Raw genomic sequence first — 23,538 nt, 5'->3', positions numbered from 1 at the left:
TCTGGCGGCGCGTGGGGCTCCTACCGCCCGGTGGCCCGGTCGAGCAGGCCGTCGGGCAGCGACCGGCGCACCTCCTGATCGCTGAGCACCGTGCGGAAGGTCCGGCCGGCGTCGGTGCGGACCTGGCTCTCGACGACCAGGGAGGTCCGCGGGTCCAGCCACGTCGTCGAGGTGTAGGAGTAGGTGGCGTCGGCCGGGGCCTCGCTGCCACTGGCCGTCTGGACCCCGTGCAGGTCGATGCGCAGGAGCTGGCGGCCCTGGAGGGTGTCGGTGCGGACCCTGATCCCGTGCAGCGTGGCCAGGGCGCGGATGGCCGCGGCGCGCACCGCCGGCCGGGCCGTGCCCCTGTAGAGCAGCGAGGTCAGCGCGTCGAACCTGGACAGGTCGGTGTGCTGGTCCTCCCCGACCGCGTGGTCGAGGGCGTGGACCAGGGCGGCGGGATCGGCCGGCAGGCCCCGGATGAAGGCGATGCTGCCCATGGAGCCGGGGACGCCGTCCCCGGCCCGGAAGGGCAGCGCGTGGCCGTCGGTCCGCGTCAGCCCCACCTCCGTGCCGTCGGCGGCAGACCAGGTCTCGATCGAGGCGACCTCGGGCGCGCCGGCGCCGGTCGACGTGGTCGTCATGACCGAGTGCCAGTAGCCGCGGTCCGGGACGCCCACCGGGGCCTGTGCCGCGACCTGCACGGTGCGCTCCAGGGCACTCGCAGGCGTGAGCACCGCGGTGGGGGCCAGCGTGGTCGTGGCTGCCAGTCCCGCCACGGCGAGGACGGAGGCCGCGGCGCCGAGGGCCACCCAGCGACGGCGCGGGAGGCCCGGGCGGCGCGGGGCCAGGGACGGCGCGCGTCCCGCGAGCGCCTGGTCCGGGGAACGCAGCGTGGCGGCGAGCGCGGCCCCGGCCCGGGCGGGGGTCCAGGTCGCCTCGAGGGCGTCGGTGCCCGGGCGGGCGGCGGTGAGCAGGTCGAGCGGGTCACGGGTCTGGTCGATGGTCTTCATGAGAGCTCCTGGACGAGTCGGGCACGGGCGGCCGGCTCCCCCGCCGGCGTGCTGGGCTGGTGGTCTCCGGTGGTGGCGGCTGCCCTCAGGCGGGCCCGCCCGCGGTGCAGGCGCACGGTGAACGCCCGGACCGAGCAGCCCGCGACCAGGGCCGCCTCCGCGGGCGTGAGGCCGTCCCAGGCGGTGAGCAGGAGCGCCTCGCGCTCGGCGCGGGTGCACTGCTCCAGCGCGTGCAGCATCACGTCACGCTCGTGCACGGCCTCGGCCGCATCCGGGGACGTCGCGGTCCACCCCTCCCGGACCGCGGCGAACCAGAGCTGGTCGGCCCGCCGCGAGGTGCGGCGCTGGTTGGCGATGACGTTGCGCGCCACGACGAGCAGCCAAGGCAGCGGCGGGTCCGGCACGCGGTCGGGGCGGCGCCAGGCGACGAGGAACGTCTCGGACACCACGTCGTCGCAGTGGGACTCCTCGACGTGACGTCGGGCGTAGGCGTAGACCCGGCTCGAGTGCTCGTGGAACAGCTCGGTAAGGCGCTCGGTGCTCTCCGGTGGTCGGACGGGTGGCGGGTCAGGTGGTGTGGTCACACCCTGATATGTCCGCCACGGTCCCCCGATCACGCCCACGGCATCGGATTCTGCCCCGAGGAACGCCCGGGAGGCGCGGAAGGCGCGGAAGGCGCGGGCGTGCCGCGGGCACGAGGTCGCCCCTGCGGCACGCCCGGGCACCGGCTCAGGCCGGGGTGAGCGCCCCGGCGTCGAAGGCGGTGCGGCCGCGGACCACGGTCCGCAGGGCGACGGGCAGCTCGGCGCCGGGGCTGAGGTCCGGCAGGCCCGGCGTGCCGGAGCGCGGGTCGGTGCTCCACGTCTGGATGCGGTCGTCCGGCGCCTGGACGACCAGGTCGCCCACCTGCCAGACCGCGAAGCTGGCCGGCTGCCCCAGGTCGAGGTAGCCCCGGTCGTCGATCCCGCCGGCACGCCACCCGCCACGGGTGTGGGCCAGGAACGCCGAGCGGGCGGAGATGCGCTGCTCGGGGTTGTGGTGGTTGACGCAAGCGCGGATCGCCTCCCACGGGGCGAACGGCGTGACCGGGGTGTCCGACCCGAGCGCCAGGGACATCCCCGCGGCGGCCATCGAGGCGACCGGGTTCATCGCGAGCGCGCGCTCGGGACCCAGCCGCGCGGCATACATCCCGCTGGTGCCGCCCCAGGCGGCGTCGAACGCGGGCTGGACGCTGGCGTGCACCCCCAGGTCGACGAGGGCGGCGATGGCGTCCACGTCGGGCATCTCCAGGTGCTCCAGGCGGTGCCGGGCGCGGCGGACGACCTCGGGGCCGACCTGCTCGGCTGCGGCGCGCAGTCCGGCGACGACCGTGTCGACGGCCGCGTCGCCGATGACGTGGAAGCCGCCCTGGATGCCGGCCAGGCTGCACGCGGCGATGTGGTCGCGGACCTCCTCGACGGTGAGGTAGGCACTGCCGTGGGTGTCCTCGTCGACGTAGGGACGGCGGACCCGGGAGGTCCGGGAGCCGACCGAGCCGTCCGCGCACAGGTCGCCGGCCAGGCCGCGGGCGCCCACGCGGGCGAGCAGCTCGCGCGCGGCCTGCTCGTCGCTGACCAGCTCGCCCCAGTAGGCCATCACCTGCGGGCCGTCGCCGCGGTCGCCGGCGGCCATGACGTCGGCCAGGTCCTCCGCGCTGCTCAGGTGGGGCGCACCGTGCTCGTGGAGCAGCCCGATGCCGGCCTCCGCGGCGGCGCGCAGGGCCAGGTCGATGTGGCGACGCCGGTCGCCGGGGGTGAGGGCGGCGTGGAATGCCTCCCGGACGACGTGGTGCGCCTCGCGCAGGACCAGGCCGGACTCTTGCCAGCCGTCGCGCCCGCGAGCGTCGCCGGCCGCGGCCAGGGCCGAGGAGACCACGGCGGAGTGGGCGTCGATGCGCGGCATGTAGACCACGCCGCCGTAGGAGGCGCGGTCCAGCTCGGCGCTGGTGGCGGCGCGGCCCTCGGGCCAGGCGCGCTCGTCCCAGGAGTGGGCGTAGACCGGACGACCCCGGCGGGCGCGGGCTGCGGTCTCGATGCGGGAGAGCGCCTCGGCCAGGGAGAGCGCGTCGGACAGGTCGACGCCCTCCAGTGAGAGGCCGGTCATCGACGTGTGCACGTGGGCGTCGACGAAGGTGGGCGTCACCAGGGCGCCGTCGAGGTCGACGACCTCGTCGACGCCGTCGGCGTGGCCGGCGGCCGCCTCCTCACCGCCGATCCACGCGATCTCGTGGCCGGTGACGACCATGGCTGTGGCGAACGGGTCGACGGGGCTGTAGACGAAGCCCCCACGGTAGAGAGTGCTCACGAGGTCACAGTCTGCTCGTGGGCCAGGCGGGACTCGAACAGCCCCCGCACCGCGGCGTTGCCGCGCAGCAGGGAGAGCGCGTAGTCGGCGTGCCCCGGGACGTAGCCGTTGCCGACCAGCATCCGCACGTCGGCGGCCAGCCCCTCGGCGCCGAGCGCGGCGGCGGCGAAGCTCGTGGCCATGGAGAAGAAGATGACCGTGCCGCCCTGGGCGGTGGACAGGATCGCCGGCTGCTCGCAGCCGGGCACGTCCACGCAGACGACCGTGATGTCGGCCGGGCCTCCGGCGGCCTCGACGGCGCCGGAGAGGCCCAGCGGCGAGCGAGCGTCGGCGATGACGACCTCGTCGGCCAGTCCGGTGCCGCGCAGCATCGCCGCCTCGGCCTCGAACGGCACCACGGCGAGGCGCCGGCCTGCCCCGGCGTCGGCGGCCGCGGCCAGGGACAGCGAGCCGGACTTGCCGGCGCCGCCGAGGACGAGGACGGAGGGGATCGTGCCGCGGTCGGTGTACTCCCGCACCACGCGGGCGACCAGCGCCGGGGCGCCGCAGACGTCCATGACCATCAGCGCGAGCTCGGGGTCGAGGTCCTCGGGCAGCTTGGCGGCGATGGAGCGGCCGAACAGGATCGCGTGGCCCTCGGCGGGCACCCGCTCGGAGCGGCCGTCCCAGCGGGCGAGGCCGTCGGTGAGGGCCAGCGGGGTCAGCGACAGGGAGACCAGCGTGGCGACGCGGTCGCCGGGCACGAGGCCGAGCGGGCTGTCCGGGCCGACCTCCTCCACGGTGCCGATGAGCATGCCGCCGGATCCGGTCACCGGGTTCTGCATCTTGCCGCGGCTGGCGACGATCTCCAGGACGGCCGCCTTGAGCGCCTCGCCGTCGACCTCACCGGCGGCGGTGCGGTGTGCCCCGGCGAGCTGGCGGTAGGAAGCGGCATCGAGGTTGAGGGTCTCCACGGCGATGCGCACCTCATCGGGCCACAGCTGCGGCGAGGCGTCCAGGCGCTGGGCCGCCTGCGGCAGGGTGATCCGCTCCCCCGCCGGCTCGAGCACCCGGTGCAGGCCGACCGGCGAGCCGGGGGTGGTGTGCACGTCGTTCACGGTGGGTCCTCCATCGGCGGGGTCAGGGAACAGATCTTGCGGTGAGCATTGCGGTTTACCGCAAGTTCTCCCGTATCCTGCCAGTCATGAGCGCGAAGATCGAGCAGCCCTACGCCTACCGCCGTCGTGAGCTGGTGGAGCCCGACTGGACCCGCCTGCCCGGCTGGAAGGACGTCACGGCCGCCGACTGGGCCAGTGCCCAGTGGCAGCGCGCCCACTGCGTCAAGAACATCAAGCAGCTGCGCGAGCTCATGGGTGACCTGCTCACCGAGGCGTTCTACCTCGACCTCGAGCGCGACCAGGCCGAGCGGGCCACGATGTCGATGCTCGTGCCGCCGCAGATGATGAACACGATGGTCCCCTCGACCGACGGGGCCATGCCGGCCGCGGGCGCCGAGTTCACCGCCGCGTTCTACGCCGACCCGGTCCGGCGCTACATGCTCCCCGTCTTCAGCGACCGGCGCACCGACTGGCCCTCGCACCCCTACTCCTCGCGCGACTCCCTGCACGAGCACGACATGTGGGTGGCCGAGGGGCTGACCCACCGCTACCCGACCAAGGTGCTCGCCGAGCTGCTGCCGACCTGCCCGCAGTACTGCGGCCACTGCACCCGGATGGACCTCGTCGGCAACTCCACGCCCACCGTGGCCAAGCTGAAGTTCGACCTCAAGCCGGTCGACCGCTACGCCGCGATGCTGGCCTACCTCGGCAACACCCCCTCGGTGCGCGACGTGGTCGTCTCCGGCGGCGACGTGGCCAACATGCCGTGGAAGAACCTCGAGTCCTTCCTGGACCGGCTGCTCGAGATCGACAACATCCGCGACATCCGCCTGGCCACCAAGGCGCTCATGGGTCTGCCGCAGCACTGGCTGGCCGACGACGTCGTCGAGGGCGTGGGCCGGGTGGCCCGCAAGGCCCGCGAGCGCGGGGTGTCCCTGGCGATCCACACCCACGTCAACAGCGCCCAGTCCGTGACGCCGGCCGTCGCGGCGGCGACGAAGGCGATGCTCGACGCCGGGGTGCGCGACGTGCGCAACCAGGGTGTGCTCATGCGCGGGGTCAACGACTCCCCGGAGAAGCTGCTGGACCTGTGCTTCGCCCTGCTCGACGGCGCCTCGATCACGCCGTACTACTTCTACATGTGCGACATGATCCCGTTCAGCGAGCACTGGCGGATGTCGCTGGCCGAGGCCCAGCACCTGCAGCACTCGATCATGGGCTACCTGCCCGGCTTCGCCACCCCGCGCATCGTCTGCGACGTGCCGTTCGTCGGGAAGCGCTGGGTGCACCAGGTCGACTCCTACGACACCGAGCGCGGCATGTCCTACTGGCGCAAGAACTACCGCACCTCGATCGAGGGCGCCGACACCGAGGCGCTCTCGCGCGAGTTCGTCTACTACGACCCGATCTACACCCTCCCCGAGGCCGGCCAGCAGTGGTGGCACGACCACGGCGGCCACGAGGAGGCCCACGCCGCGGCCGTCGAGCAGGCGCGCGCCTCCCGTGAGGCCGCCGAGGCGCAGGCCCTGGACCCGGTGCCCAGCCACTCGGTCCACGCCTGAGCCGCACCAGTCGAACCGCACCAGCCGAACCGCGAAAGCGCGGCCACCCCGGTATGCCGTGCCCCTCACCTGCGACGGTGAGGGGCACGGCATACCTGCATCCGCAGGGGGGCACGGGCGCGTGGGTAGGGTCGGGCGCATGGGCAGGGCGAAGCAGGGCAGCACCGGCACGCCGGCGACCGTGGCGCTGACGCGGGCCGGCATCACGTTCGAGGCGCGCGCCTACGAGCACGACCCGTCCGCGGCGTCCTACGGCCTGGAGGCCGCCACGGCGCTCGCGGTCGAGCCCGCCCGGGTGTTCAAGACCCTGCTGGTGCAGACCGACGCGGGCCTGGCCGTCGGCATCGTCCCGGTCGACCGGCAGCTCGACCTCAAGGCGGTCGCGGCCGCGCTGGGGTCGAAGAAGGCCGTCATGGCCGACCCGGCGGCCGCGGAGCGCAGCACCGGCTACGTCGTGGGCGGGATCAGCCCGATCGGGCAGAAGCGCGCCCTGCCCACCGTCCTGGACGACAGCGCCCTGGCCCACCCGACGGTGCTGGTCTCCGGTGGCCGCCGGGGCCTGGACCTCGAGCTCGCCCCCGCCGACCTCGTGGCGGCGACACGCGCGACAACCGCGCCGATCGCCCGCTAGCCTCGCCCCATGACATCCGTGCGCCAGACCTGGTGGGCCGCCTGAGGGCGGACCCTTCCAGCGCACGCGCACACACACCACCGGGCCGCCTCGACGAGGCGGCCCTTCTCGTGTCCCCGGCCACCCGTCGACGCCGCCACCTCCGTCGAAAGGCCACCACCATGACCGCCGTCTCCGGCATCACCCCCTCGGGCCGGCTCACCCTGGGCAACCACCTCGGGGCGCTGCGCCGCTTCGCCGACGACCCCGAGGGGTTCTACTTCGTCGCCGACCTGCACGCCATGACCATGCCCCACGACGGGCGCCGGCTGCGCGAGCTGACCCGCGAGACCGCCGTGCTGATGCTGGCCGCGGGGCTGCGTCCGGGGCAGGTGTTCCTCCAGTCCGAGGTCGCGGCGCACGCCCAGCTGGCCTACCTGCTGGAGTGCACGGCCACCGTCGGCGAGCTGTCCCGGATGATCCAGTTCAAGGAGAAGAGCGCCCGTGGCGGGGACCGGTCGGTGCGGGCCTCGCTGTTCACCTACCCGTGCCTGATGGCCGCGGACATCCTGCTCCACGGCGCGCGCACGGTGCCGGTCGGCGGGGACCAGGACCAGCACGTCGAGCTGACCCGCGACCTGGCCCTGCGGTTCAACCGGGAGTACGGCGAGGTGTTCGTCGTGCCCGAGCTGCACCGGGCGGCGCTCGCGGCCCGGGTGGCGGACCTGGCCCACCCCACCCGCAAGATGAGCAAGTCCGACCCCGATGACGCGATGGGCGTGATCCGCCTGCTCGACCCGCCGGAGCTGGTGCGGCGCAAGGTGATGCGGGCGGTCACCGACTCCGGCGCCGACGTGCGCCACGACCCGGTCGCGCAGCCGGGGGTGAGCAACCTGCTGGACCTGCTCGCCGCCTGCACCGGGGCCGACCCGGCGGCCCTCGCGCCGGGATACGACTCCTACGGCACGCTCAAGCGCGATGTCGCCGAGGCGGTCGTAGCGCTGCTGGAACCGCTCCAGCAGCGGTATGCCGCGCTGGTCGCGGAGCCGGGGCACGTCCGGGAGGCGTTGCGGCTCGGGGCGGAGCGGGCCCGCGAGCACGCCGAGCCGCGGCTGCGCGCCGCGATGGCCGCGGTCGGCCTGGGTGAGGTGCCCTGAGCCGGCGGCCGGTCGGTCGGCCGGTTGGCCGGTCGGCCGGTCGGCCGGAGGCACGCCGGGCGCACGGTGGGAACCCCCGGCTGTCCTAGGACCACCGGCACTGTGGCGCACGGGATCCGCGCCCGATCGTGAGGGGATGACGAGCCCCGTCCGGCCGGGCCGGCGCCGGGACCGGACCCCGGTCTTCGTGGTCCTCGCGTCCCTGCTGGCCGGCACCGCCGGTGGCCTCGGCGCGACGTGGCTGGTCGGCGGCGAGGCGCACCCCGCCGCGGTGCGGACGGTCATCCAGCAGCCGGCCGGAGGTGTGGGGAGCCAGGACCCCGGGGCCGCGCTGCCGGCGCTCGTCGCGCGGGTGACCGGGTCGGTCGTGGCCCTCGACATGGTGGGTGGCTCCAGCGGCACGGCGGGTTCGGCGCCGGAGCGGGCCAGCGGCACCGGGTTCGTCCTGGAGGCGGACGGGCTCATCGCCACGACGGCCCACGTCATCAACGGCGCCGCCCGGATCACCGTCACCTTCGCTGACGGCCGGCGCAGCCCGGCGACCGTCGCTGGAGCCGACACGGTCGAGGACCTCGCGGTGCTGCGGGTCGCACGCACCGGGCTGACGCCGCTGCCCCTGGCGGCGGACCACGACGTCAAAGTCGGGGAGTTCGTCGTCGCCACGGGCAACGCGCTGGCCCTGGAGGGCAGCCCCACCGTCACCGTCGGCATCATCTCGGCGCTCAACCGCTCGATCACGCTCACCGACGGCCGCAGCCTGTCCCACCTGCTCCAGACCGACGCCGCGATCAGCCCCGGCGACTCCGGCGGCCCGCTGCTGACCGCCTCCGGTGCGGTCATCGGCATCAACACCGCGACCGCCTCGAGCACCGCCGCGCAGAACATCGGCTTCGCCATCCCGATCAGCCGGGCCGGGGCGATGCTGCTGCGGCTGGCCGGGCGGTGAGCTCACGGCCTCCCCGAGCCGGTCCACGCCATCGGCCGCCTGACCGACCCCGGCATCGGCCGGCGGTGCGTTGACGCTCCCCCGCCCCGGCCCTACCGTCGACAGAGGTCCACTGTGACCTGCCTCACAGGATGGAGCCCGCCCATGAGCCTCCCCGCGACTCCCCCGCTCGCACCGGTGCCGGACCGGCTGCCGCACCACACGGCATACGGCGTGGACGGGCAGGCGCACCAGCACGCGCAGGGCTGCTGGTGGGACGTCCTGGAGTGCGGGTGGCGCTGCGCACCGGCCGAGGCGACCACTCCTCCCGGGCCGCAGGAGCTGCTGGCCCCCGGCTGCCCGGACGTGGCCTGACGCGACCCGTCAGGTCGCGGACTTCTCCGGAGGCACCGGCCGGCCCTCCCAGGGGGTGGAGAGCACCACGGTCGTGCGCGTCGAGACGTTGGCGGCCGCCCGGACGCGGGCCAGCAGGTCCTCGAGGTCCCCGGGCGAGCCGACCCGCACCTTGAGGATGTAGCTCTCCACGCCGGCCACCGAGTGGCACGCCTCCAGGTCGCCGAGACCGCTCAGCCGCTCGGGCACGTCGTCGGGGGCGGCGGGGTCCAGCGGCGAGATGGAGATGAACGCCGTGAGCGGCAGGCCGAGGGCGTCGTGGTCGACGACGGCGCGGTAGCCGCGGATCACCCCGCGCTCCTCCAGCCGGCGCACCCGCTGATGCACGGCGGAGGTGGACAGCCCCGTCGCCTTGCCCAGGTCGGTGTAGCTCATCCGGCCGTCGGCACTGAGCAGGGTGATGATCTGGCGGTCGAGGTCCTCCACGCCGCCAGAGTACGCACCCGCGGGGTGCCGGAACGCCGCTTCCCCCAGGTGCGACGATGTGCGCCATGACCGAGCGCCTCATGCTGCTGGACTCCGCCTCGCTGTACTTCCGGGCGTTCTACGGCGTGCCGGACCGGCGGCGCACGCCGCAGGAGCCGCCGACCAACGCCGTGCGGGGCTTCCTGGACATGATCGCGACGCTGGTCAGCACCCATCGCCCCACCCACCTCGTGGCCTGCTGGGACAACGACTGGCGCCCGGCGTTCCGGGTCGAGGCGATCCCCACCTACAAGACGCACCGCCTGGCCAGCGGCAGCGACGTCGCCGAGGAGAGCCCCGAGGACCTCACCCCGCAGGTGCCGGTCATCGTCGACGCGCTGGCGGCCCTCGGCATCGCGCGCGTGGGCGCCGACGGCTACGAGGCCGACGACGTCATCGGCACGCTGACCCACCTGAGCTCCGGGCGGATGCCGGTCGACGTGGTCACCGGCGACCGCGACCTGTTCCAGCTCGTCGACGACGCCGCCCCGGTGCGCGTGCTCTACACCGCGCGCGGCGGGGTGCGCGACGCCGACGTTGTCACCCAGGACTTCCTCCAGGGTAAGTACGCCGTGCCCACCGGTCAGGCGTACGCCGACATGGCCACCCTGCGCGGGGACACCAGCGACGGCCTGCCCGGCGTCGCCGGCATCGGGGAGAAGACGGCCGCCACCCTCATCAACCGGTATGGCGACCTGGCGGGTCTGCGGCGCGCCCTCGCCGAGGGTGACCCCCAGCTCAAGGGCGCCCAGCGGGCGCGGCTGGAGGCGGCCGGGGACTACCTCGACGCGGCACCCCGGGTCGTGCAGGTGGCCCGTGACGCCCCCGTCGGCGACGTGGACGGGGTCCTGCCGCGCGAGGTCGCCGACCCGGTGCTCCTCTCGCGCCTGGCCGCGGACTACGGCCTCGCCGGCGCGTTCAACCGCGTGCTGTCCGCGCTCGGCATCGACTGACCGACCGGGTCGCGCCCGCCGCGGCTCGGGCGTGGCTCCGGCGTGACTCCGGCGTGACTCCGGCGTGACTCCGGGGTGGCTCAGGGTGGCTCCGTGGTGGGAGCTCGCCGGGCGGTGGCGAGCGCCTCGTCGTGGGCGCGGGTCAGGCGGCCCTACCGCGCGGGCGGCGCGACCGCCGGGCTGATCCCCTCCGCCACGCGTCCGAGGGTGCGGTCGAAGACGGTCAGCAGGAGGTAGAGGACGGCTGCGCCGAGCATGACCCAGGCGAGGTCGTGCATGCCGGCGGTGTCCGCGCGCTGCCCGAAGGCGGCGGCCGCCGTCGCGGAGGCGACCATCGAGCCGACGTAGGCGAAGGTGCGCAGCAGCCCGGCCGAGGAGGCGATGCGCTCGGGATCGGCCTGGACGTAGACGGAGTTCTGCAGCGCCAGGTTGTTCAGTCCCTGCGGGATGCCGAAGACCAGTGCGACCAGCACCAGCATCCACACGGGGCTGCCGGCGGTGAGGGTCAGCATCACCAGGCACGCGCCCACCTGCCCGAGGGCGCCGACGAGCAGCTTGCCGCGCACGCCCCGGTGCCGCCCGGAGAGGATCGAGACGCCGATGGCCACGAGGAACATCGGGATCTGCACCAGGCCGGCGTGCAGGGGCGAGAACCCGAAGCCCTCCTCCGTCCACTGCGTGAACCCGTAGAGGAAGGAGTAGGCGACGACGTAGGCGACCAGCGCGCGCCCGTAGGTGACCAGCAGCGGCGTGTTGCCGCCCAGCACCCGCAGGTCGATGAACGGGGCCGGGGTCCGCAGCTCGCACACCGCGAACGCGACGCCCGCCACCGCGGCGACCACCAGGAGGTACCCGTCGCGCAGGTGCAGGTTCATGAGGAACAGCAGCAACGCGATGAGCATCACGGCGAACAGCGCCATGCCGGGCAGGTCCAGCCGGGCGGCGAGGCGACCCCGCTCTGCGGCCTGCCCGGTCCTGCTGCCGGCGGCCGTCCCGGCGCCCCGCGGCAGCCGGAGCAGGCCCAGCACCACGGCCACGACGGCCAGCGGCACGTTGAGCGCCACGGTGGCCCGCCAGCCGCCCAGGCCGATGAGCAGTCCGCCCAGCAGGGGGCCGATCACGGCGATGGTCTGGTTGCTGACGGCCAGGACGGTCAGCACCCCGCCGGGACAGTGCTGCCCGGTCCGCCTCGCTTCGCTGCGCACCAGGGCCATCGCGGCGGGGTACCCGGCGCAGGTGCCGAACCCGAGCAGGACCCGCGCCGCCACCAGCACCCCCAGGTTCGGCGCCAGGGTGCCGACGACACCGGCGACCCCGACCAGGCTGGTGCTGAGGAGGAAGAGCCGGCGCGGACCGAAGACGTCGATCAGCCGGCCCACGACGGGCTGCCCGAGGGCGGTGGCCAGGTAGAGGGCCGAGACCAGCCACGCGGTCTGCGAGGGTGGCGCTCCCAGCGCCGTGCCGATGGGCACGAGCGTGACGGCGATGATCGTCGAGTTGATCGGGTTCAGGATCGAGCCCAGCACCATCGGCGGCAGCAGCCGCCGGTCGAAGCGCGCCTCCGTCGTCCCGCCCCGCCGCTGCGCCTCCTGCTCAGTCATGGGTGAGGCGGTCCAGGACCGCCATGGCGGCGATCACGGTGCGCCGTTCCTCCTCCGTGCACCTCTCCTGCAGCTGGCCGGCGAGCCACTCCTGGCGGGCCGCCCTGCCTGCCTCCACCCGCCGCTGCCCCTCCCCGGTCAGCGCGATCAGCAGACGGCGCCCGTCGGCGGGGTCGGGCCGGCGCTGCACCAGGCCCAGCGCGGCCAGCGCCGCCACCGTCGCCGTCATCGACTGGTGGCGCACCCCCTCGATCGAGGCGAGCTCGCTGGCCGTGACGCCCTCCCTGCCGGAGAGCCGCGCCAGCACCGACGCCTGTCCGAGGGTGAGGTCCTCGGCCTCGGCGGCGTTGAGGATGCGGCGCCGCAGGCGGCTGATGATGCTGCGGACCTCCTGCGAGGCCCGGACCGCTGAGGGCGACAGGCGAGGTCGGTCACTCATGCCGCCCACCGTAGGACCCGCAGGTTGAGTTGTACAGTTTCACCTGTATAACGCCAGCCGCCCTGGTCCCTCGGGCATGCGGACTGCCCGCCCCCGAGGAGGGGCGGGCCATCCGGGCGCCACGGGTCAGTTGACGCCGACCGCGCTCCACGCCGTCTTGACCGCGGCGACCACGGATGGTTGAGGGCGGCGGGGATCAGAGCGCCGGCTCCCAGACGGCCTCGTCGTGGGCGAGGACGACCCGGCGCGGGTCCAGGTCGAGCAGGCGGGCCACCCACGACGGGGCCGGCGCCAGGTCGTGCCGACCGGTCTGTCGCGCGGCGCCGACCTGGCGGAACGCCGTGGCCAGCTCGGAGGTCGTCTCGGTCGACTGCCCGGCCAGCACCACGGTGCCGTCGGTGCACCGCACCGCCATCGCCTGGTGCCCGTCGACATGCCCTGGCGTGGGGATGAGGAGCACCCCGGCAGCGATCTCGGCCTCGCCGTCGAGCTCCTCGTAGCGCGCGCCGGCGAAGTCGACGAGGTCGGGCAGCGTGTAGTCCCCGCCCCGAGCCGTCTCCAGCTCGCCCCGCTGGACGAACACCGGCCGTCCGGCCAGCTGCGGGTTGCCGCCGCAGTGGTCGAAGTGCAGATGGCAGTTGACGACGAGGTCGACGTCGGCGGTCCCGAGCCCGACCCGGGCGAGCGCTGCCGGCAGCGGCACCCGCCGCGGCTCGTACCACGCATCGGTCTCGGCGTCGGCCTCGCCGATGCCGGTGTCGAACAGGACCAGCCCGTCGGGGTGCCGCACGGCATACCCCAGGACGACCTCGGCCCGGGGGTGCGCGGTGCCGGTCTCCGCCCGCGGGCGGGTGAAGGTGCCGTGCAGCACCCGGGTGATGTCCTGGGTCCGTAGCGCCATCGCTTCCCCGCACTCCCCCGGGCCCGCGCGGCCCGCCGCCGTCAGTCCAGCCGGTCCGCCGCGACCACACCGCGCAGCACGGCGTCGACCGCCTTGCGGGCCGTCGTCGCCAGGGCCGGCTCCGGCGCGGCGTCGGCGATCTGGCCGAGCAGGTCGACCACCTGCTTGCACCGGCGCACGAAGTCGCCGGCGGCCATGTCGCTGTCGCGCAGCACGGTCTCGAGCCGTTGCCCGCTGGCCCAGCGGTGCATCATCCACGCCATGCCCGCGTCCGGGTCCCCGGTCGTGGGCAGGGTGTGCAGGCGCTCGCGGTCCTCGAGCTCGCTCCACAGCCGGACCATGACGTCGAACGCCTCGTGCACGTCCTCGGTGGGCATCCGCGGTGACAGCTCGCCCTCGTCGCGGCGCGGCTCGTGCACCAGGGTCGAGACGATCGCGGCGAGCCCGGCGGCGTCGAGGCGCTTCCAGACCCCGTGGCGCAGGCACTCGGCGGCCAGCAGGTCCTTCTCGGTGTAGAGCCGGCGCAGGTTCTCCCCCTGCGGCGAGACCTGGGTGCCGCCGCCGGTGAGGTAGCCCATCTCGTCGAGCAGGTCGCAGATCCGGTCGAAGGTGCGCGCGACGGAGTTGGTGCGTCCTTCCACCTTGCGCTGCAGCACGTCGGTCTCGCGGCGCAGCCGCCACCAGCGCTCGGCCCAGCGGGCGTGGTCCTCGCGCTCGGGGCACTGGTGGCACGGGTGGGCCTTCATCCGGCGGCGCAGGTGCGCGATCCGCTCGTCCTCCTCCGCCGCGCTGCCACCCTTGCGGGTATGCCGGCCCGGGGGCGGGTCGTGCGGCACGGCCACCCGCAACGAGGCGGCCAGGTCACGGCGGGACTTGGGGTTCTTGGCGTTGAAGCTCGCCGGGATGCGGATGTGGGTCACCGGCTCGACCGCGGTAGGGACGTCGATGTCGGTGAGCTTGCGCACCTGCCGGTCGGCGGTCAGCACGGTCGGCGAGGCCGGGTCGTTCTTGCCGCCGCGGTTGGGCTGGATCACCACGGCCCAGCCTGCGCGCCGGCCCGCCGGGATGCGGATGACGTCGCCGGCACGCAGCTTCTCCAGGCTGAGCACGGCCTCGGCGCGGCGGCTGGCCGAGCGGGCCCGCGCGGCGTCCTTCTCCACGTCGCGGATCTCGTTGCGGATCGCGGCGTACTCGGTGAAGTCGCCGAGGTGGCAGGTCATCGACTCGGCGTAGCCGTCGAGCGCCTCCTCGTTGCGCCGCAGCGTGCGGGCGAGGCCGACGACCGCGCGGTCGGCCTGGAACTGCGCGAAGGAGGTCTCCAGGATCTCCCGCGCCGTCTCCCGGCCGACCTGGGCGACGAGGTTGACCGCCATGTTGTAGGTCGGGCGGAAGCTCGAGCGCAGCGGGTAGGTCCGCGTCGAGGCCAGGCCGCCGACGGCCAGCGGGTCCAGGCCACGGTTCCACAGCACGACCGCGTGGCCCTCGACGTCGATGCCGCGGCGGCCGGCCCGGCCGGTGAGCTGGGTGTACTCCGCCGGGGTGATGTCGGCGTGGACCTCACCGTTGAACTTGACCAGCCGCTCCAGGACCACCGTGCGCGCGGGCATGTTGATGCCCAGCGCCAGGGTCTCGGTGGCAAAGACAGCCTTGATCCGCCCGGCCGTGAACAGCTCCTCCACGATCTCGCGGAAGGTGGGCAGCATGCCGGCGTGGTGGGCGGCGAAGCCGCGGGTCAGCCCCTCGACGAAGTCCCAGTAGCCCAGCACCGTCAGGTCCTCGTCGGCCAGGGACTGGATCCGCTCCTCGACGGTGCGCCGGATCTTCTCGCCCTCGGACTCGGGGATGAGCCGGGTGCCCCAGGCCAGCAGCTGGCTGACGGCGGCGTTGCAGCCGACCCGGCTGAAGATGAACGTGATCGCCGGGAGCAGACCCTCCCGGTCGAGCCGGTCGATGACCTCGGCCCGGCTGGGTCCGCCACCAGGGCGGGCCGGGCGGCCGCCACCGCCGCCTCCCGGGCCGCGGCCGCCGGAGCCGCCGCGGTAGCGTTCCTTGCCCCGCCGGCCCCGCGGGCCACCGTCGTCGTCGAGCCGGCCCCGGCGCTCCGAGGAGCGGATCGCGTCGAGCAGCTCGGTGTTGACGTGAGCGGTCTCGACCCGCTCGCCGGGGGTGGCGGTCTCGTCGACGAACAGGTCGTACATCGAGGGCCCGACCATCATGTGCTGCCACAGCGGCACCGGGCGGTGCTCCTCGACGATGACGGCGGTGTCCCCGCGGACCTCCCCCAGCCACGCGCCGAACTCCTCGGCGTTGCTCACCGTCGCGGACAGCGACACCACCTGCACGTCGTCGGGCAGGTGGATGATGACCTCCTCCCACACCGCCCCGCGGAACCGGTCGGCGAGGTAGTGCACCTCGTCCATGACCACGTAGCCGAGCCCGCGCAGGGTGTGCGACCGCGCATACATCATGTTGCGCAGCACCTCGGTGGTCATGACGACCACGGGTGCCTCGCCGTTGATCGAGGAGTCGCCGGTGAGCAGGCCGACCTTGTCGGCGCCGTGGCGGCGCACGAGGTCGGTGTACTTCTGGTTCGACAGCGCCTTGATCGGCGTCGTGTAGAACGCCTTGCGGCCGGTGGCCAGGGCCAGGTGCACGGCGAACTCGCCGACGATGGTCTTGCCCGCGCCGGTCGGGGCGGCGACGAGGACGCCCTGCCCCTCCTCGACCGCCTCGCAGGAGCGGACCTGGAAGTCGTCGAGGGGGAACTCGTGGAGGGCGGTGAACGCCTCGAGGTGCGGGTGCGCCACCCGGTCGGCCTGGGCCTTCCTGGCGGCGGCGTACCGCTGCGCGGGGGTGGACATGCGGCTCAGGCTACGTCAGGGGCCCGGCACCATGACGCGCAGCGCGCCGGGCACGGCCTCGGCGGTCAGCGGCAGGGGGGCGAACCGCTCGCCGTCGGCGTAGCCCATGATGCCCGCGGCCTGCAGCGAGACCCGGCGGCCGCGCAGGATCTCCACCGCGGGGTGCCTGACGTGGGCGCCGCTGAACACCGTGGGGAACACCCGCAGGAACTCGGGGATGGACAGCTTGTGCAGGACGAGCACGTCCAGCTCGCCGTCGTCGAAGCGCGCGTCCGGGCAGACCATCATGCCCCCGCCGTATGACGGGCCGTTGCCGACCGCGACGAGCATCGCCTCGGTCTCCTGCCGGCTGCCGTCGACCTCGATGACGTAGGGAATCGGCTTGAAGACCGGCAGCTCCCGGGCGATGGCCAGGTTGTAGCGCATTCGCCCGCGCGGCCAGTTCCACCGGTTGGCGCGCTCGTTGACGATGGAGTCGAAGCCGGCGCCGAGGACCCCGGCGAACCAGCGCGGCCCGGCGAAGCCGTCGGTGCAGCGGGCCGCGTCGATGGTGCGGACCGCGCCGTGGCTGATGACGGCGGCGGCCGCCTGCGCGTCGTGCACCGGCAGGCCCAGCCCGCGGGCGATGTCGTTGCCGGTGCCGGCGGCCACGATGGCCAGGGCGGTGTCGCTGGCCGCGCAGAGGTTGACGCCGAGGTTGACGATGCCGTCACCGCCCACGACCGCGAGGACGTCCAGGTCCCCGGAGGCCACGGCGGCCAGGCCGCGGTCACGGGCGGCCTCGGCGGAGTCGTCGGAGCAGTCGAGGACCTCGTGACCGTCGGCGAGCAGCCTCGCGGCCACCTCGGCGCCGAGGCGGGCACCGCGCCCCTTGCCGGAGGTGGGGTTGACGACCAGCCCGATCCGCTTGTGCACGGGCGCACGCTACAGGGGGCTGGCCTCGTCGTCGGAGACGTGGGCCCAGGCCGGCTCGTGGCGGGCGCGACGGCGGTCCAGCACGAACGCGACGCCGTAGGCGGCGAAGTACAGCCCGACCATGGGCATGGCCAGCGCGATCATCGTCCACGCGTCCGGCGTGGGCGTCATCATCGCCGCGAAGACGAAGATGATCATCACCGCAGGGCGCCAGCCCTTGAGCATGGTGCGGGCCGGCAGGACGTGGGCGGCGTTGAGCCCCACGAGCAGGACGGGCATGAGGAACGCCAGCCCGAAGGCCAGGATGAACCGGATGACGAAGGTGAGGTAGTCCGAGGCGTTGGTGAGGTTGACCGCGCCGCTGGGGGTGAAGCCGAGCAGGACCTCCACCGCCTTGGGCAGCGCCCAGTGGGCGAGGTAGCACCCGCCGAGGAACAACGGCACGGCGGCGGCGATGAAGCCGGCCGCGGTGCGCTTCTCCCGGCGGGTCAGCCCGGGGACGATGAACGCCCACAGCTCGTAGAGCCAGACCGGGCTGGCGACGAGGACGCCGACGAAGAGCGACACCTTGAGCTTGATCGAGAACGCCGAGGTGATGCCGCCGAAGTTGATCCCGACGAGGCTGCCGGCCCGCTGGTGGCTGACGGCGCGCAACGGAGCGGTCAGCTGGGTCAGCAGCCAGTCGTACTGCAGCCAGCCGATGACGCTGCCGAGCGCGATGGCGACAGCCGCGATGAGGACACGACGACGCAGCTCACGCAGGTGGTCGCCGAGGGACATCCGTCCCTCGGGGTTGCGCCGTCGGCGCAGCGTTGCCATGGGAGTGCTCAGGGGTCAGGTGTGCCGCGCCCCGCGCCTCAGGCGGGCGGCTGGTTGTGGGGCTGCTGGACTGGCGCCTGCTGGGCCGGCTGCTGCGGGGCAGCGGGTCCAGGCTGCTGCGTGGGGTCGGCGCTGGGGCGCGGAGCATCATGCGCGGGCTGGGGCACCGTCTCGCCGCGGACCGTGTCGGAGCTGGCCGCGCTGGGTGTCGACTTGCCCTCCTGCTTCATCTCGTTGACCTCGGACTTGAGGATGCGCATCGAGCGGCCCACGCTGCGGGCGGCGTCGGGCAGGCGCTTCCAGCCGAAGAGGAGGATGACCAGGACGGCGATCACCAGCAGGTGCGGTCCGTCGAAGAAGTTGCGGAACATGGCGGTCTGGTCCTCCGGTCGGGGTGTCGTGCCTAGGTCGTCAGTCTACGTGGCGGGCCCATGTCGGGCGTCGCCCAGCCCGTCGCCGCGCCCGCTCGTGACGCTGGCGGGCCAGGGCGTGCTCGCGCTCGCGGCGCAGGGCCCGCGGGTCACCGAAGACCGCGAGCTGCTCGGGCGCGGACATCCGCTCCCCCAGCTCGTCGAGCCGGCCCTGCACCTGCTCCAGGCGCTCCTGGGCGATCATGACCTCGCGGCCGAAGTCCTTGCTCTGCCCCCACAGCTCCCAGAGCCGGGAGCCGAGGTAGACGGCAGCGCACACGAGCAACAGCGCCCAGATCAGGACCCACCACCACATGGGAGGCGACCCTACCCGCCCGGGTGCACGGGCCCGGCATACGCCTCCAGCGCGGCGCGTGCGCCGGCCGCGACCTCGGCCGCCAGGGAGGCGGGCTCCAGCACGGTGGCGTGGCCGCCGAGGCGCCACATGAGCCGGCGCAGCCAGGCCGTGTCGGCCGTGCGCAGGGCGATGACCTGGCCGTCCTCGCCGTCGGGCTCGGCGGACTCCACCGGGTAGTAGTCGGCCACCCAGGCGGCGCCGGGACCCAGGTGCAGGCGCACCAGCAGGTCGGTGGCGTGCGGGGTGAACACCCCGGCGTCGAGGTCGCGCGGGCGTGCGTCGGCCGGCGGGGTGCCGTCGACGTCGAGGACGGCCAGGGTCTCCACCCGGTCGAGGCGGAACATCCGCACGTCCTCGGCGCGGTGGCACCAGCCCTCGAGGTACCACGTGCCGTCGATGTTGACCACGCGCATCGGGTCCACGTCACGCTCGGTGGCCTCGTCGCGGCCGGCCACGAGGTAGCGCAGGTGCACGCGTCGCCTTGCGGTGAGGGCGCGCTGGGCCTCGGCCAGGGTCTGCGCGGCGACGCCGTCGTCGATGGCGACCCGGATGTGCGCGGCGCTCTGGGCCACGGCCCCGGTGGCCGCCTCCAGCTTGGCCAGGGCACGGTCGACGGCGTCGCGCTCGCCGATGCCGGGCACCGCGGCCAGCGCCCGCAGCCCGACGATGAGGGCCAGGGCCTCGTCCACGCCGAGGCGCAGCGGGCGGTCGATCGTGTCGGCGTTGCCGAGGTAGACCTTGCCGCCCTCCCACTCGGCCTCGATGAGGTCGTCGGGCATGTGCCCGGGCGTGCCGCAGACGAACAGCAGCATGAGGTCGGCCTCGACCTGCTCGCGGGACACCCCGAACTCGCGGGCGGCCTCGTCGATGTCGACGCCCTGACGGCGGAGCAGCCACGGCACCATCGTCAGCAGCCGGGACAGCCGCGTCGTCGCGGACTCCTGGGTGCTCATCGGGGCTCCCCCTCGCGCTGGTTCCCTTCGTGCGCGGCCATGGCGGCCTTGAGCCGGCGGATGACGGCGTCGGCCAGGTCCGGTGGCTGCTCGACCAGGACGTCGGGGCCGAAGCCGGCCAGCTCGTCGGCGAAGGTCTCGGTGTCGGTGAAGTCGACGTCGACCAGCGACCAGGTGTCGTCGATGTCGCCGATGGTGCGGGCCCGCCGGCGCAGCGAGTTGCCCGCGCCGACCCGCACCCGCAGCACCGCCGGCTGCGGGTCGCGCTCGACCGCCATGGTGCGGATCATCGTCGTCGGCTCGTGGTCCTCGGGGACCTCGTAGGAGCCGGGCCGGCCGTCCGCGGCGACGCTGCCCTCGATCCGGCTGAGCCGGAACACCCGTGGCGCGCCGCGGTCGGTGTCGAAGCCGGTGACGTACCACCGTCCGTGCCAGGAGGCCATGGCCCACGGCTGCAGGTGACGCGTGAGCACCTCGCCGTCGCGCGCCTTGCGGTAGGTGAAGGTCACCGGCTGTCGCGCCACGACCGCGTCCTTGATCGCGTCGAACGCGGGCTCGGCGGTGCGCAGCCGCGGCTCGATGCCGATCAGCGAGGCGTCGTCGCGCTCCACCCCGGCGGCCTCGAGCTTGCGCAGCGCCTGCGCGGCGGGGCCGGCCAGGCTCGCCTGCTGCCAGGCGCGGCTGGCCAGGCCGAGGACGGCCAGCTCGTCGGCGGCGAACGCGATCTCGGGCAGGGCGTACTCGCGCCGGTCGATCCGGTAGCCGGGCTCGTCGTCGAAGAGCGGGTCGACGGCCTCGGTGACCAGGGGGATGCCCAGGTCGCGCAGCTCGTCCTTGTCGCGCTCGAACATGCGGTCGAACGCCTCGACCGAGGCGGTCTCGCCGTACTGCGGCACGGCACTGCGGATGCGTGCCTTGGTCAGGGGCATCCGCGTGTAGAGCAGGCAGATCACCAGGTTGAGCAGTCGTTCGGTCTTGGCCGCTGCTGCGGTCGATGCTGCCACGGGTGCCGGCCTCCTTCGTCGTCGCCGTGTCCGTCCCCACCGGGCGCCCCACGGGACGCTACCCGACCGGCGCCGCCAGCGCGGATAGTCTTGCCGATCGTGATCCACTGGCGCGCCGCAACCGTCCGCGAGGTCCGCTCCCGGTGGTCGGGGGCGGTGGAGTATGCCGTGGAGCTGGCTCCCCGGGACCCGCACCACGGCGGGCACCCCACCGACGCCACCAACGGTGGACCCCTCCTCGACGGCACCGCCGGCGGGGGCAGTGGCAGCGAGGCACTGGTGCGGGCGCTGGCCTACCCCGACCTCGTCGGGGAGGCGCAGGTCGGCGACCGGGTGCTGCTCAACACCAGCGCGCTCCAGCGCGGCCTGGGCACCGGCGGCCTGGCCCTGGTCGTGGCCGTCCCCGACCGGCTCCCGGCGGACCCGCCGGCCGGGCCGGGCCACGTCGTCAAGGCGCGCTACACCCCTCTCCAGGCCATGGTGCTCGGGGTCGACGAGCAGGAGAGCCCCCACCACGACCTGTTGCGCGAGGCCGACTCTCTGGACGGGATGCCCGTCGTCGTCGCCGATCTGCACTCGGCGCTGCCGGCGGTCCTGGCCGGGCTGCGGGCCGAGCGCCCCGACGCCCGGGTGGCCTACGTCATGACCGACGGCGGCGCCCTGCCGATCGCCTTCTCCCGCGCCGTGGCCGGCCTGCGCGAGGCCGGGTGGCTCGCGGCGGGCATCACCGTCGGGCAGGCCTTCGGTGGCGACCTCGAGGCGGTCAACGTCCACACCGGTCTGCTGGCGGCGGCGCACGTCCTGCACGCCGACGTGGCCGTCGTCGCCCAGGGCCCGGGCAACCTCGGCACCGGCACCCGGTGGGGCTTCTCGGGCACCAGCGCCGGGGAGGCCGTCAACGCCACCCACGCCCTCGGGGGCCGGGCGGTGGCCTCGCTGCGCGTCTCGGAGGCCGACCAGCGCGAACGGCACCGCGGGGTCTCCCACCACAGCCTCACGGCATACGGGCGGGTGGCCATGGCTCCCGCGGACGTGCCCGTGCCGCTGCTGGAGGGGGCGGTCGGCGCGCAGGTGCTGCGTCAGGTGCGGGAGCTCACCCAAGGCTCGCAGGGGCGGCTGCGGCTGCACGAGGTCGACGTCGCCGGGCTGGACGAGGCGCTCGCCGCCAGCCCGGTGCGCCTGTCGACCATGGGCCGTGGCCTGGACGCCGACCGGGCGTCGTTCGTCGCGGCGGCCGCCGCTGGCCGCTTCGCCGCCACCCTGCTCTAGCCTCCACCGAACGCACGAAACGGCCCGAACCAGCCCCGTGACGGGGCCGGTTCGGGCCGTTTGCGGCGTCCGGTCGGGGTCCTAGCGGACGGCGACCAGGTCGACGACGAAGATCAGCGTCTCGCCCGGCTTGATGACGGCGCCGGCGCCACGGTCGCCGTAGGCCTTGTGCGCGGGGATGACCAGCTTGCGGCGGCCACCCTCCTTCATGCCCACGATGCCCTCGTCCCAGCCGGCGATGACCTGACCGACGCCGAGGCGGAAGTCCAGCGGCGCGCCGCGGTTCCACGAGGCGTCGAACTCCTCGCCGCTGGAGTGGGCCACGCCGACGTAGTGGGCGCTGATCGTGTTGCCCGCCTTGGCCTCGGTGCCGTCACCGACGGTGATGTCCTCGATGACCAGCTCGGCCGGCGGGGTGTCGCCGGGGAACTCGATCTCCGGCTTGGTGGTGTTGGGGTCGAAGCCCATGGTGGACCGCCTTTCGTCGGGGGTGGAGGTCAGCTGGCGTCGAGCAGGTCGACGACGAAGACCAGCGTGTCGGTGCCCTTGATGCCCGCGCTCGGGTTGCCCTTGGCGCCGTAGCCGTCGGCCGGCGGGATCACCATGAGCACCCGGCTGCCGACGTGCTGGCCCACGAGGTTCTTGTCCCAGGCCGGGATCAGCTGACCCTTGCCGATCGGGAACTCGATGTAGCCCTCCTTGGTCTTGGCGGAGGTGTCGAACATCTTGCCGTTGCGCCAGACCACGCCGGTGTAGCTGAAGCGCAGGATCTGGCCGGCCTTGATGACGTCACCCTTGCCCTGGACCAGCGGCTGGACGACCGTCTTCTTCGGCGGGCTGGTCTTGGGGACCGAGATCTCCGCCGCGGTGTGGTTGTCCTTGCCCATCTTGACGGTGGGCAGGCCGGCCTTCGGGGCCACGGCGGTGCCGGTGGCCTGCGTCAGCGGCTTGTAGGCCTTGGTGATGTCGAGCAGGAAGATCATGGTGTCGGTCGGGCCGACGCCGATCTGGCTGTTGCCCTGGCCGGCGAAGCCGTCGGCCGGCGGGATGGCGACCAGCACGCGGGAGCCGACTTTCTGGCCGAGCAGGCCCTTGGTCAGGCCGTTCAGCAGCCGACCCGAGGACAGGTCCATCTTGGCCGGGGACTTGCCGAAGCTCGTGTCGAGCTGCTTGCCGTCCTTGCCGTTGACCAGCAGGTAGTTGGCGGTGACGGCGTCGGTCTTGGTCACCGCCGGGCCCGTGCCGGGGGTGACGACCTTGGTGACGGTCTTCTTCACCGAGACCGGCTTGGACTTCAGGGTGACGGTCGGGGACGCCGAGCTGCCGGCGACGGTCACCGCGTCCAGGGCCTTGGCCTCGGGGTCGGCAGCCTTCTCGGAGCCGCAGGCCCCGACGAGCAGGAGCAGCGGGACCGCGGCGGCGGCCACGAGCTTGTGACGGTTCAAACGCACGCGAAAACCTTTGGTCGTATGGCGGGATCGCCCTCACCA

General features: G+C 74.0%; 24 protein-coding genes. 7 read left to right on the top strand and 17 right to left on the bottom strand.

The window, feature by feature from the left end:
• Positions 1-20 precede the first annotated feature (20 nt).
• The 4 genes from AC3ANM_RS01385 to kdd form a co-directional block, all read right to left on the bottom strand.
• On the bottom strand, positions 21-992 hold the full coding sequence (locus tag AC3ANM_RS01385; protein WP_488286356.1) for a hypothetical protein: 972 nt from the start codon (positions 990-992) through the stop codon (positions 21-23).
• Positions 989-1,576 carry an RNA polymerase sigma factor gene (locus AC3ANM_RS01380; protein ID WP_488286355.1) on the bottom strand — a complete coding sequence of 196 codons (588 nt, stop codon included), beginning with the start codon at positions 1,574-1,576 and terminating at the stop codon, positions 989-991. Before AC3ANM_RS01380 ends, AC3ANM_RS01385 begins: the two co-directional genes overlap by 4 nt.
• 145 nt (positions 1,577-1,721) lie before the next feature.
• Positions 1,722-3,335 carry an amidohydrolase gene (locus AC3ANM_RS01375; RefSeq protein WP_488286354.1) on the bottom strand — a complete coding sequence of 538 codons (1,614 nt, stop codon included), beginning with the start codon at positions 3,333-3,335 and terminating at the stop codon, positions 1,722-1,724.
• Complete coding sequence (gene kdd, locus AC3ANM_RS01370) at positions 3,332-4,432, bottom strand: L-erythro-3,5-diaminohexanoate dehydrogenase (protein WP_488286353.1); 1,101 nt, start codon at positions 4,430-4,432, stop codon at positions 3,332-3,334. Before kdd ends, AC3ANM_RS01375 begins: the two co-directional genes overlap by 4 nt.
• An 86-nt stretch (positions 4,433-4,518) precedes the next feature.
• Between kdd and AC3ANM_RS01365 the strand changes: the two genes are divergently transcribed.
• From AC3ANM_RS01365 to AC3ANM_RS01345, 5 genes are all read left to right on the top strand, one after another.
• The gene (locus AC3ANM_RS01365) at positions 4,519-5,994 is read left to right on the top strand and encodes a KamA family radical SAM protein (protein WP_488286352.1); all 1,476 of its coding nucleotides are present in this window, start codon (positions 4,519-4,521) and stop codon (positions 5,992-5,994) included.
• 139 nt (positions 5,995-6,133) lie between these two features.
• The gene (gene ybaK / locus AC3ANM_RS01360) at positions 6,134-6,625 is read left to right on the top strand and encodes a Cys-tRNA(Pro) deacylase (RefSeq protein WP_488286351.1); all 492 of its coding nucleotides are present in this window, start codon (positions 6,134-6,136) and stop codon (positions 6,623-6,625) included.
• Positions 6,626-6,786: 161 nt separating this feature from the next.
• The gene (gene trpS / locus AC3ANM_RS01355; RefSeq protein ID WP_488286350.1) at positions 6,787-7,761 is read left to right on the top strand and encodes a tryptophan--tRNA ligase; all 975 of its coding nucleotides are present in this window, start codon (positions 6,787-6,789) and stop codon (positions 7,759-7,761) included.
• A gap of 136 nt (positions 7,762-7,897) precedes the next feature.
• Positions 7,898-8,707, top strand: coding sequence for a S1C family serine protease (locus AC3ANM_RS01350; RefSeq protein ID WP_488286349.1), 810 nt, complete (start codon positions 7,898-7,900; stop codon positions 8,705-8,707).
• Between the two features lie 144 nt (positions 8,708-8,851).
• Positions 8,852-9,061, top strand: coding sequence for a hypothetical protein (locus AC3ANM_RS01345; RefSeq protein ID WP_488286348.1), 210 nt, complete (start codon positions 8,852-8,854; stop codon positions 9,059-9,061).
• A gap of 9 nt (positions 9,062-9,070) precedes the next feature.
• Here AC3ANM_RS01345 and AC3ANM_RS01340 read toward each other — a convergent pair whose 3' ends face one another.
• Entirely contained in the window at positions 9,071-9,526 is a 456-nt protein-coding gene (locus AC3ANM_RS01340) for an Lrp/AsnC family transcriptional regulator (protein WP_488286347.1), read from the bottom strand.
• Positions 9,527-9,591: 65 nt separating this feature from the next.
• Here AC3ANM_RS01340 and AC3ANM_RS01335 point away from each other — a divergent pair, with 65 nt between their 5' ends.
• A complete protein-coding gene (locus AC3ANM_RS01335; protein ID WP_488286346.1) occupies positions 9,592-10,518 on the top strand; it encodes a 5'-3' exonuclease in 927 nt (308 codons plus the stop codon).
• Positions 10,519-10,670: 152 nt separating this feature from the next.
• On the opposite strand, the gene AC3ANM_RS01330 is transcribed toward AC3ANM_RS01335, so the two are convergent.
• The 10 genes from AC3ANM_RS01330 to AC3ANM_RS01285 form a co-directional block, all read right to left on the bottom strand.
• The gene (locus AC3ANM_RS01330) at positions 10,671-12,119 is read right to left on the bottom strand and encodes an MFS transporter (RefSeq protein WP_488286345.1); all 1,449 of its coding nucleotides are present in this window, start codon (positions 12,117-12,119) and stop codon (positions 10,671-10,673) included.
• On the bottom strand, positions 12,112-12,558 hold the full coding sequence (locus AC3ANM_RS01325; protein ID WP_488286344.1) for a MarR family winged helix-turn-helix transcriptional regulator: 447 nt from the start codon (positions 12,556-12,558) through the stop codon (positions 12,112-12,114). Before AC3ANM_RS01325 ends, AC3ANM_RS01330 begins: the two co-directional genes overlap by 8 nt.
• A 196-nt stretch (positions 12,559-12,754) precedes the next feature.
• Positions 12,755-13,459 (bottom strand): N-acyl homoserine lactonase family protein, encoded by a 705-nt coding sequence (locus AC3ANM_RS01320; RefSeq protein ID WP_488286343.1) that lies wholly within the window; start codon positions 13,457-13,459, stop codon positions 12,755-12,757.
• Positions 13,460-13,500: 41 nt separating this feature from the next.
• Positions 13,501-16,320: a DEAD/DEAH box helicase gene (locus AC3ANM_RS01315; protein ID WP_488286342.1), complete on the bottom strand. Its 2,820-nt coding sequence runs from the start codon at positions 16,318-16,320 to the stop codon at positions 13,501-13,503.
• Positions 16,321-16,335: 15 nt separating this feature from the next.
• Positions 16,336-17,235 (bottom strand): YegS/Rv2252/BmrU family lipid kinase, encoded by a 900-nt coding sequence (locus AC3ANM_RS01310; RefSeq protein WP_488286341.1) that lies wholly within the window; start codon positions 17,233-17,235, stop codon positions 16,336-16,338.
• 9 nt (positions 17,236-17,244) lie between these two features.
• Entirely contained in the window at positions 17,245-18,054 is an 810-nt protein-coding gene (gene tatC / locus AC3ANM_RS01305) for a twin-arginine translocase subunit TatC (RefSeq protein ID WP_488286340.1), read from the bottom strand.
• A gap of 38 nt (positions 18,055-18,092) precedes the next feature.
• Entirely contained in the window at positions 18,093-18,425 is a 333-nt protein-coding gene (tatA, locus tag AC3ANM_RS01300) for a Sec-independent protein translocase subunit TatA (RefSeq protein WP_488286339.1), read from the bottom strand.
• Between the two features lie 40 nt (positions 18,426-18,465).
• Positions 18,466-18,780 carry a hypothetical protein gene (locus tag AC3ANM_RS01295; protein WP_488286338.1) on the bottom strand — a complete coding sequence of 105 codons (315 nt, stop codon included), beginning with the start codon at positions 18,778-18,780 and terminating at the stop codon, positions 18,466-18,468.
• An 11-nt stretch (positions 18,781-18,791) separates the two neighbouring features.
• Positions 18,792-19,775, bottom strand: coding sequence for a helix-turn-helix transcriptional regulator (locus AC3ANM_RS01290; protein WP_488286337.1), 984 nt, complete (start codon positions 19,773-19,775; stop codon positions 18,792-18,794).
• Positions 19,772-20,779 (bottom strand): helix-turn-helix transcriptional regulator, encoded by a 1,008-nt coding sequence (locus AC3ANM_RS01285; RefSeq protein WP_488286336.1) that lies wholly within the window; start codon positions 20,777-20,779, stop codon positions 19,772-19,774. The genes AC3ANM_RS01290 and AC3ANM_RS01285 overlap by 4 nt, the downstream gene beginning before the upstream one ends.
• Before the next feature lie 99 nt (positions 20,780-20,878).
• Between AC3ANM_RS01285 and AC3ANM_RS01280 the strand changes: the two genes are divergently transcribed.
• Complete coding sequence (locus AC3ANM_RS01280; RefSeq protein ID WP_488286335.1) at positions 20,879-22,048, top strand: DUF3866 family protein; 1,170 nt, start codon at positions 20,879-20,881, stop codon at positions 22,046-22,048.
• A gap of 81 nt (positions 22,049-22,129) precedes the next feature.
• Here the strand turns inward: AC3ANM_RS01280 and AC3ANM_RS01275 are convergent, their stop codons facing one another.
• Together AC3ANM_RS01275 and AC3ANM_RS01270 are read right to left on the bottom strand one after the other, a co-directional pair.
• Positions 22,130-22,516 carry an FKBP-type peptidyl-prolyl cis-trans isomerase gene (locus tag AC3ANM_RS01275; protein ID WP_488286334.1) on the bottom strand — a complete coding sequence of 129 codons (387 nt, stop codon included), beginning with the start codon at positions 22,514-22,516 and terminating at the stop codon, positions 22,130-22,132.
• 29 nt (positions 22,517-22,545) lie between these two features.
• Positions 22,546-23,499 carry an FKBP-type peptidyl-prolyl cis-trans isomerase gene (locus AC3ANM_RS01270; RefSeq protein WP_488286333.1) on the bottom strand — a complete coding sequence of 318 codons (954 nt, stop codon included), beginning with the start codon at positions 23,497-23,499 and terminating at the stop codon, positions 22,546-22,548.
• Between the last annotated feature and the right edge of the window lie 39 nt (positions 23,500-23,538).

It is taken from the genome of Oryzihumus sp. JJN4-3R, from assembly GCF_057747915.1.
Note: the sequence above shows the minus strand (reverse complement) of the source record. Positions and strands in the feature narration are given on the sequence as shown.

What these genes read in the sequence shown, in the direction of transcription:
- AC3ANM_RS01385 (WP_488286356.1), bottom strand. Translation starts at nt 992, where the DNA reads ATGAAGACCATCGACCAGACCCGTGACCCGCTCGACCTGCTCACCGCC.
- AC3ANM_RS01365 (WP_488286352.1), top strand. Translation starts at nt 4,519, where the DNA reads ATGAGCGCGAAGATCGAGCAGCCCTACGCCTACCGCCGTCGTGAGCTG.
- ybaK (WP_488286351.1), top strand. Translation starts at nt 6,134, where the DNA reads ATGGGCAGGGCGAAGCAGGGCAGCACCGGCACGCCGGCGACCGTGGCG.
- trpS (WP_488286350.1), top strand. Translation starts at nt 6,787, where the DNA reads ATGACCGCCGTCTCCGGCATCACCCCCTCGGGCCGGCTCACCCTGGGC.
- AC3ANM_RS01350 (WP_488286349.1), top strand. Translation starts at nt 7,898, where the DNA reads ATGACGAGCCCCGTCCGGCCGGGCCGGCGCCGGGACCGGACCCCGGTC.
- AC3ANM_RS01345 (WP_488286348.1), top strand. Translation starts at nt 8,852, where the DNA reads ATGAGCCTCCCCGCGACTCCCCCGCTCGCACCGGTGCCGGACCGGCTG.
- AC3ANM_RS01335 (WP_488286346.1), top strand. Translation starts at nt 9,592, where the DNA reads ATGACCGAGCGCCTCATGCTGCTGGACTCCGCCTCGCTGTACTTCCGG.
- AC3ANM_RS01330 (WP_488286345.1), bottom strand. Translation starts at nt 12,119, where the DNA reads ATGACTGAGCAGGAGGCGCAGCGGCGGGGCGGGACGACGGAGGCGCGC.
- AC3ANM_RS01325 (WP_488286344.1), bottom strand. Translation starts at nt 12,558, where the DNA reads ATGAGTGACCGACCTCGCCTGTCGCCCTCAGCGGTCCGGGCCTCGCAG.
- AC3ANM_RS01320 (WP_488286343.1), bottom strand. Translation starts at nt 13,459, where the DNA reads ATGGCGCTACGGACCCAGGACATCACCCGGGTGCTGCACGGCACCTTC.
- AC3ANM_RS01315 (WP_488286342.1), bottom strand. Translation starts at nt 16,320, where the DNA reads ATGTCCACCCCCGCGCAGCGGTACGCCGCCGCCAGGAAGGCCCAGGCC.
- tatC (WP_488286340.1), bottom strand. Translation starts at nt 18,054, where the DNA reads ATGGCAACGCTGCGCCGACGGCGCAACCCCGAGGGACGGATGTCCCTC.
- tatA (WP_488286339.1), bottom strand. Translation starts at nt 18,425, where the DNA reads ATGTTCCGCAACTTCTTCGACGGACCGCACCTGCTGGTGATCGCCGTC.
- AC3ANM_RS01295 (WP_488286338.1), bottom strand. Translation starts at nt 18,780, where the DNA reads ATGTGGTGGTGGGTCCTGATCTGGGCGCTGTTGCTCGTGTGCGCTGCC.
- AC3ANM_RS01290 (WP_488286337.1), bottom strand. Translation starts at nt 19,775, where the DNA reads ATGAGCACCCAGGAGTCCGCGACGACGCGGCTGTCCCGGCTGCTGACG.
- AC3ANM_RS01275 (WP_488286334.1), bottom strand. Translation starts at nt 22,516, where the DNA reads ATGGGCTTCGACCCCAACACCACCAAGCCGGAGATCGAGTTCCCCGGC.